Annotated in this window: 9 protein-coding genes and 1 pseudogene; 8 read left to right on the forward strand and 2 right to left on the reverse strand. The window is 56.8% G+C overall.

Features of this window, described 5'->3' with window-relative positions:
* A partial coding sequence (locus APY94_RS13785) for a hypothetical protein (RefSeq protein ID WP_245610480.1) occupies window positions 1-194 on the reverse strand: 194 nt, incomplete at its 3' end.
* Here APY94_RS13785 and APY94_RS14030 point away from each other — a divergent pair.
* From APY94_RS14030 to APY94_RS12695, 5 genes are read left to right on the forward strand one after another with little or no spacing between them, the layout of a single operon-like run.
* Window positions 115-330, forward strand: a complete 216-nt coding sequence (locus APY94_RS14030) for a PEGA domain-containing protein (protein WP_394325676.1) — start codon at window positions 115-117, stop codon at window positions 328-330. The two genes, APY94_RS13785 and APY94_RS14030, sit on opposite strands and share 80 nt — an antisense overlap.
* 11 nt (window positions 331-341) lie before the next feature.
* Window positions 342-554: a hypothetical protein gene (locus tag APY94_RS12680; RefSeq protein ID WP_157065559.1), complete on the forward strand. Its 213-nt coding sequence runs from the start codon at window positions 342-344 to the stop codon at window positions 552-554.
* A gap of 4 nt (window positions 555-558) precedes the next feature.
* Window positions 559-1335, forward strand: coding sequence for an ABC transporter permease (locus tag APY94_RS12685; RefSeq protein WP_058939962.1), 777 nt, complete (start codon window positions 559-561; stop codon window positions 1333-1335).
* Window positions 1332-1769, forward strand: coding sequence for a hypothetical protein (locus APY94_RS12690; RefSeq protein WP_058939963.1), 438 nt, complete (start codon window positions 1332-1334; stop codon window positions 1767-1769). Before APY94_RS12685 ends, APY94_RS12690 begins: the two co-directional genes overlap by 4 nt.
* Window positions 1766-2428, forward strand: coding sequence for an ABC transporter ATP-binding protein (locus APY94_RS12695; protein ID WP_058939964.1), 663 nt, complete (start codon window positions 1766-1768; stop codon window positions 2426-2428). Before APY94_RS12690 ends, APY94_RS12695 begins: the two co-directional genes overlap by 4 nt.
* Here APY94_RS12695 and APY94_RS12700 read toward each other — a convergent pair.
* Window positions 2406-3470: a DmpA family aminopeptidase gene (locus APY94_RS12700; protein ID WP_058939965.1), complete on the reverse strand. Its 1065-nt coding sequence runs from the start codon at window positions 3468-3470 to the stop codon at window positions 2406-2408. The two genes, APY94_RS12695 and APY94_RS12700, sit on opposite strands and share 23 nt — an antisense overlap.
* Window positions 3471-3554: 84 nt before the next feature.
* On the opposite strand from APY94_RS12700, the gene APY94_RS12705 reads away from it, so the two are divergent.
* The 3 genes and pseudogenes from APY94_RS12705 to APY94_RS12715 all read left to right on the forward strand — a co-directional run.
* Entirely contained in the window at window positions 3555-5180 is a 1626-nt protein-coding gene (locus tag APY94_RS12705) for an ABC transporter permease (RefSeq protein ID WP_058939966.1), read from the forward strand.
* Window positions 5174-6178: an ABC transporter ATP-binding protein gene (locus tag APY94_RS12710; protein ID WP_058939967.1), complete on the forward strand. Its 1005-nt coding sequence runs from the start codon at window positions 5174-5176 to the stop codon at window positions 6176-6178. The genes APY94_RS12705 and APY94_RS12710 overlap by 7 nt, the downstream gene beginning before the upstream one ends.
* Before the next feature lie 161 nt (window positions 6179-6339).
* Window positions 6340-6688, forward strand: a pseudogene (locus APY94_RS12715) (hypothetical protein); the annotation flags it as partial.

Below are 6688 nucleotides of genomic sequence, written 5' to 3' on the forward strand. Positions count from 1 at the left end.
CCGTCAAACGCCTCCGTCTTCCTCGACGGGGAACCGGTAGATGGCCAGTCTGTTGAGGCCTCACCGGGGAGGCACGTCGTCCTCGTAACAGCCCCCGGCCACGTCGCCGAGAACTTGAGCGTCCTGCTCGCTCCAAACGAGTCGAGGGTTCTAAAAATCGGCCTGAAGCCCCTGCCCGTCCTCTCGGTCACCACGGAGCCACCCGGGGCCCTGGTATCGGTCGGGAACGAAACGTGCAGGAGCCCCTGCAGGCTGGCCCTTGAACCGGGGCGCCACACCGTAGAGACATCTCTGGAGGGCTACCTGACGCGAGCAGGACCGTTTATCTGAAGCCTGGGGAGGTGGTCAACGTCACCGTGACCCTTGAGAGGGCCGGGGAGGAGGTGGAGACCCGGACGAACGGGCCCGGGAACTCCACGGTCCAGCCTGAAGGGCCAACGGACACCCCTGCGCCGACGTCTCCCTCGGAAATGGGCTCCGGCGGCGCGGCCTACAGACTGCTCGCGCTTGTCGCGGTGGTCCTGCTGACGGGGATTGTCCTCAGGCGGAGGTGAGCGAATGGGACGCGTCAAAGAACAGCTGAAGTGGGAGCTGGAGGACCCCTACGTGGCCCTCATATTTGTTTTCAGCTTCGTCCTGCTCGCGGTGACGTTCTACACCAATCTTTTCAGCATTAACGCGAACGTGATGCCCATGGGGCTGGAGATGGCCAGGGGGCAGGCCGCCGCGGGGACAGCCATGCTTTTTCCTGGACTCTCCGATAAGTCCTCCACAATCTTCGCCATTACCGGCGTTCTCCTTGCATCCCTTACCATCCGCTACGACAGGGACACGAGGGTTGCAAAGAGCGTCTACTCCCTTCCCATCAGGAACCACGAGGTTATCCTGGCAAAGTTCATTACGGTCTTCACCGTCCTCTTCCTCTCAGCCTTCAGTGCGGCTTTTGTTGCCTACATCTACGCCTACGAAGACAGCCCCGGCATGATTAAGGAGGGAATGCTCGGTCAGCGTTACCTGCTTATACACCTCATGTACTGGCTTGAAGCATCCCTGTACGTGTCGGCGCTGTCGTCCCTAATAGCTCTCCTGAGCCCCGGCACGTTCGCGTCAATCCTGGGGGGGATTACCGTAATGTACATCCCGGAGATTCTTGACTGGGACTTCCTGCCCCCAAGGATTTTGAACGACGGACTCGTAAAGGCCCACGCCGTGTTCTGGGACCCCGGAGAGAAGCTGAGCGTTTTCTTCAACACGACGTTCTACGCCGGCCTGCTGCTCCCGCTGGTCGTTCTATCACTCACGCTCGTTCTGAGCGAGTGGAGGGATGTCTCGTGAGGCTCATAAAAGCGTTCCTCCTGGCCCTGTTGCTCTTCACCCTCCTTTCATTTCCGCTCCAGGAAAAGGCCCTCAGGACATCAACCTCTGGCATTGTAAGCCAGGAGAGAGGTTTTGTGCTTCCCTCAGCAGGTGTTCTTCGCGTGACGACCAACGCCGGAAAGGGCGTGAATTACAGCGTTTCATTCTACGACCCAGAGGATAACAGGTTCCTCCTCAATGAGACTCCAAAGGGTCAGCTCAACGGGTACTTAAAAATTGAGCACGCCGGTTATTATTTCGCTCAGGTAACGAGTTACTATGCCCCGGTCACCTTAGCGTACAGGATGACTTCAAAGTACCCATCAAAGCGGATTTTGGAGATAAAATACTTTATCGGCGGAACTTCGGCGATACTGCTCGCATTACTGCTTTTTAGGGAGGGGAGAAGATGATCACTGCAGAAAACCTGAGCAAGCGTTTTGGAAAGCTCGTGGCCCTTGACTCGGTCAGTGTAGAGATCGGGAAGGGATTCACCCTTATCCTCGGCCCGAATGGCGGGGGCAAGAGCACTTTCCTGAACCTGTGCGCGGGCCTCTACAGGCCAAGCTCGGGGAGGATTGAGGTTCTCGGCGAGGCTCCGTGGAGCAACGAGGGGGTCAAGTCCAGGCTCGGCGTCTCCTTTGACCCGCCGTCACTCCCAAAGCACAGGGCCGGGCGGGAGTGGCTTGATTACATTGCAAGGTTCAAGGGAGCCGATGAGAGCGACGTTCTGGAAAGTGCTGAAATGTTCTCGGTTACGGGTTTTCTTGACAGGCGGATTGGCGAGTACTCCGCGGGTATGCTGAAGCGGCTTTCTTTGGCTCAAGCCTTCATCGGAAAACCCGAGTTAGTCCTTTTGGATGAGCCCCTTGCAAACCTCGACTTCAAAGGAATAAAGGAGGTCTCGGAGACGCTCGGAAAGCTCGCGAATGAGGGGTTGAACATCGTGGCAGTATCCCACATATGGCGTCCCCTTATCGGCTTTGCTGATGAGGTGGTGGTCATAGCCGCTGGAAAGGTGGTTCTGAAGGGCAGCCCCAAGGAGGTCATCACTCAGATTGAGGAGATATGAGGCCTGGCCCAGTCATTCCATAATTTTTGAGTATCCTCAAAACCTGCTCAGGGGGCAGTGCGTACCTCACACGCCCGTTTCCCTCGATGGTTCTGGCCTGAAGGAGTGCGTTGATTATAGCCTCTTCCGTGGCCTCGGCCGCCGCTCTAAAGAGCCGGCTCAGAGTGTTGTCCGGCAGGAAGCTGAGTAGATGGGCTTCCTTATCCAGCGGGACTGTCTGGGCGGTGGAGAAGGCCAGCACTACGTCACCGCTCCCGTGGTAGGCGTAGCCGCCGGTTCTCGCGAGCCCAACCACCGCCCTCTTTCCCAGCCTCCCGAGCTGCCTCGCGGTCAGGGGCGCGTTCGTGGCAACGACAATAGAGATGCTCCCCCTTCCAGAGGTTCCCCTGCCTGGGTAGTCTTTCAGCTCAAGGCCAACGGGGATGCCGGCGATCGTCAGGTCCTCCCTCCTGCCGAAGTTCGCTAAAACGAGGGAAGCAACCGTATACTCCTCGCCACCGATTTCAACGACCCTCGACGATGACCCCATCCCGCCCTTGAACTCGAAGGCGCTCATTCCAGTGCCAGCTCCAACCGAGCCTTCCTCAAAGTCGAGTTCCGCGTTTCCGAGTGCCTCAAAGTAGTGCTCCTCCCCCACGGCGAGCTTCCTTATGTTGTTCAGGTAGGAGTCGTTGCACTCCATCACGAGAGGAGAGACGCTCCTAAGCTCCGGATTCAGCCCGATCATGTGCTTAACCACCGCGCTCGCAACGGTGTAGACGCTCAGCGTGTTGGTTAACGCTATGGGTGTCTCAATGTAGCCCAGCTCATCAACCTGAACGAAGCCTATCGGCTTGGAGAAGCCGTTCATGACAAAAGTCGAGGCAAAAAGCCTCTCTCTGTAGGGGTTCTTGACGGGAGGAAGCAGAACGGTAACCCCGGTTCTGATGTCATCCCCCTCGATTATCGTCGAGTGGCCGACTTTAACGCCCAAATCCGCTATTGAGTTCCTTTTTCCGTGAGGGTGAAGCCCGATCTTTATCCCCAGCTCGGGAGCCTTCATGGTATCACCGGCGATAAATAACATGCCGGATTTAACAACCTTGCCCAATCAACGCTTATAAAGAGCAAAAACCGAGTTGTCACCATGGAGTCAAGGCTCTCGAAGCTCTTCCTGCTCATCCCTCTGATGTTCCTGGTCATCTTCTTCTACGTCCCGTTAGTTAGTATTCTAAAAACCGGCCTCTGGGAGAACGGCCTCACCCTTAAACACATCTCCGCCGTTCTGGCCAACGACTACCACAGACGCGTTATCCTCTTCACGATAGGGCAGGCGATAGCTTCAACCCTCCTTACCCTAGCACTCGGCCTTCCCGGGGCGTACATATTCGCCAAGTACGACTTTCCGGGAAAGGGCACCATAAAGGCAGTTTTAACCGTCCCCTTCGTCATGCCCAGTGTGATGGTCGCGTTGGGCTACATACTCCTCTTCGGAAAGAGCGGCTTCATAACCGGGCTCATCGGCCGCGATCTGGGCATAATCTACTCCTGGAAGGGCATCCTTCTTGCTCACGCCTTCTACAACTTTCCGATAGTTATACGCATGGTCTCGTCGCTGTGGCAGCGCGTGAATCCCCACTACGAGGAGGCGGCGATGGCGCTGGGGGCGAGGGGCTGGACGCTCTTCTGGCGCGTTACCCTGCCGATGATATCCCCGGCAATTTTTGCCTCGGCGATGCTCACCTTCGTGTTCTGCTTCCTGAGCTTCTCGATTCCCCTCATAATCGGCGGCTACCAGTACGCCACAATAGAGGTGGACATCTTCACCTCGATAATGGTGCTCCTCGACTTCAAGACCGGCTCAGCTTTGGCCATAATCCAGATACTCCTCAGCATGGGCTTCATGTATCTCTACCTGAGGGCGCTCGATGCCTACGCCAAGCGCGAGGAGCAGCGCGTATTTAGAAAGCCTCGTCCCTTCACGAGGCGCGACTGGCTGAGCCTCAAAGGACTGCTCGTTGGAGTCTACTCCCTAATCGTCTTCGTCTTCATAGTTTCTCCCCTCTTGGCGGTCATCTACGACTCCCTGCGCTTCAACGATGCCTGGAGCCTCGAATGGTACCGGAGAATATTCTCGACGGAGTACAATCCGATGTTCGGGGCAACGACGCTCGACGCGGTCAGAAACTCACTCACCTTCGGTCTGGCGACGATATTCCTATCTGTTCTCGTGGCACTTCCCATAGCCTACGCGCTTCACCGCTGGAACTTCAAGGGGAAGAGGCTCTTCGACGTCCTGGTGATGCTCCCGCTGGCGAGTTCGGCCATAACCCTCGGTCTGGGATACATAAGGGTCTTCCATACCACGCCCCTGTACTTCACCGCCTGGATAATAATAGCCGCCCACACGGTTATAGCCTACCCCTTCGTGCTCCGCGCCGTTTCCACCTCCCTGAAGAAGATAAGACCGAACCTCTGGGAGGCGGCGCTGAGCCTGGGAGCCAAAGAGTGGAAGGCCTTCCTGAGGGTGGAGCTTCCGCTGGCGCTCGGTGGGGTCATCGTCGGCGCGATATTCGCCTTCGCCATAAGCATAGCCGAGCTGGGAGCGACCTACATGCTGGCCAAACCGGAGTACACCACGATGACCGTGGCCATATACAAGTTTCTCGGGGCGAGGCAGTTCGGCTCAGCCTCGGCCCTGGCGGTTCTTCTTATGGCGGTCTCAACGCTCAGCTTCATGATAATCGAGAGGATAGGTGAGGAGGTATGGTGAGGGTAGAACTGAAGGGAGTCCTCAAGGAGTGGGAGGATTTTCGGCTTGAGATAAGCGAGCTCGATGTCAAGGACGGCGAGTTTCTCACGCTCCTCGGCCCGAGCGGCTGCGGAAAGACCACAACGCTCAGGATGATAGCGGGCTTTGAAAAGCCGGAGGGGGGAGAGATACTCTTCGACGGAAGGCGGGTGAACGATTTACCGCCCTACGAGCGCGGGATAGGCATAGTCTTCCAGGACTACGCGCTGTTTCCCCACATGACGGTCTTCAAGAACATCGCCTTCGGCCTTGAGATGAAGAGGCTTCCGAGGGCGGAAATCGAGAGGAGGGTAAGGTGGGCGCTTGAGCTTGTTGGGCTGGAGGGCCTCGAAAACCGCTACCCCGAGCAGCTGAGCGGCGGCCAGCAGCAACGCGTAGCTCTCGCGAGGGCCCTGGTCGTTGAGCCTGACGTCCTTCTCCTGGACGAGCCGTTAAGCAACCTCGACGCCAAGATAAGGGAGCGCCTCAGGGGGGAGATAAAGAGAATCCAGCGCGAGCTTGGAATAACGACGATATACGTCACACACGACCAGGAGGAGGCGATGGCGATAAGCGACAGGATAGCCGTCATGAACGTCGGCCACGTTGAGCAGGTGGGGAAACCTCTGGAGCTCTACTACCGCCCAGAGACCGAGTTCGTGGCGCGCTTTCTGGGTTTGAGCAACATACTGGAGCTTAAAGCCGAGAACGGTAGGGCCTGCCTCGGAGGGCTGTGCTTCGACGTCGGAAGAGAGGGGAGGGTGAGGGTCTTCTTCCGGCCCGAGAGTGTCTACATAAAACCCGGTGCCACCGCGGAGGTTCTCGACTACGAACTCCTGCCCGGCAGGATAAGGCTGAGGCTCGGGATTGGAGGGGAGGTAATCCTCGCGGAGCGCTTCCTCGATGAGCTGCCCTTCGGCGTTGAGGCGATGCCGGAGAGGGTAGATGTCGAGGTGAGGAGCTTCTCAGTGCTGGAGTGAAAGGCACCATGTTTTTTCAAAGCAAAGGTACATTGACAACACTATGGAAAGTCCAATTTGGTATAACTTGGTTTTGAGGTTGTTTTCACTTTTAGTGATAGGAAACTTTAAATAGTTCGACAGCAGATTTTGTAACGCGGCCTCCATTGGAGGTGCGGGTTATGAACTGGAAGACCCCAGTGGTGTTACTCATCGGACTTCTTTTGTTAGAGGGGGTCGTGACGGCAGTCCCATTTGACAAGCCAGAGGCAGTGCCCTTAGCCACGGTTAAAGCACTCGCACTCAGGGAACTCCACAAGTTCCCTGAATTCAACGGGGCAATCCCAACCAACCCAACACCCCTCTACTTCCCCGACGGTAGATTAGCAGCTTACGAATTCAGAATGGTCAAGAATGGAAAAACCATAGGCTACATAATAGTGTCAGCCAACAGGAACCTACCACCGGCAATCCTGGAGGCAGGCTTTGGCGAGAAGACCCCAAGCGACCTAATGAAAGAACTCGCCACGA

The sequence above is a fragment of the Thermococcus celericrescens genome (assembly GCF_001484195.1).
GTDB lineage: Archaea > Methanobacteriota_B > Thermococci > Thermococcales > Thermococcaceae > Thermococcus > Thermococcus celericrescens.

Coding starts and splice junctions, on each gene's coding strand:
- APY94_RS12700 (WP_058939965.1), bottom strand. CDS start 3,470: ATGAAGGCTCCCGAGCTGGGGATAAAGATCGGGCTTCACCCTCACGGA.
- APY94_RS12710 (WP_058939967.1), top strand. CDS start 5,174: ATGGTGAGGGTAGAACTGAAGGGAGTCCTCAAGGAGTGGGAGGATTTT.
- APY94_RS12695 (WP_058939964.1), top strand. CDS start 1,766: ATGATCACTGCAGAAAACCTGAGCAAGCGTTTTGGAAAGCTCGTGGCC.
- APY94_RS12705 (WP_058939966.1), top strand. CDS start 3,555: ATGGAGTCAAGGCTCTCGAAGCTCTTCCTGCTCATCCCTCTGATGTTC.
- APY94_RS12685 (WP_058939962.1), top strand. CDS start 559: ATGGGACGCGTCAAAGAACAGCTGAAGTGGGAGCTGGAGGACCCCTAC.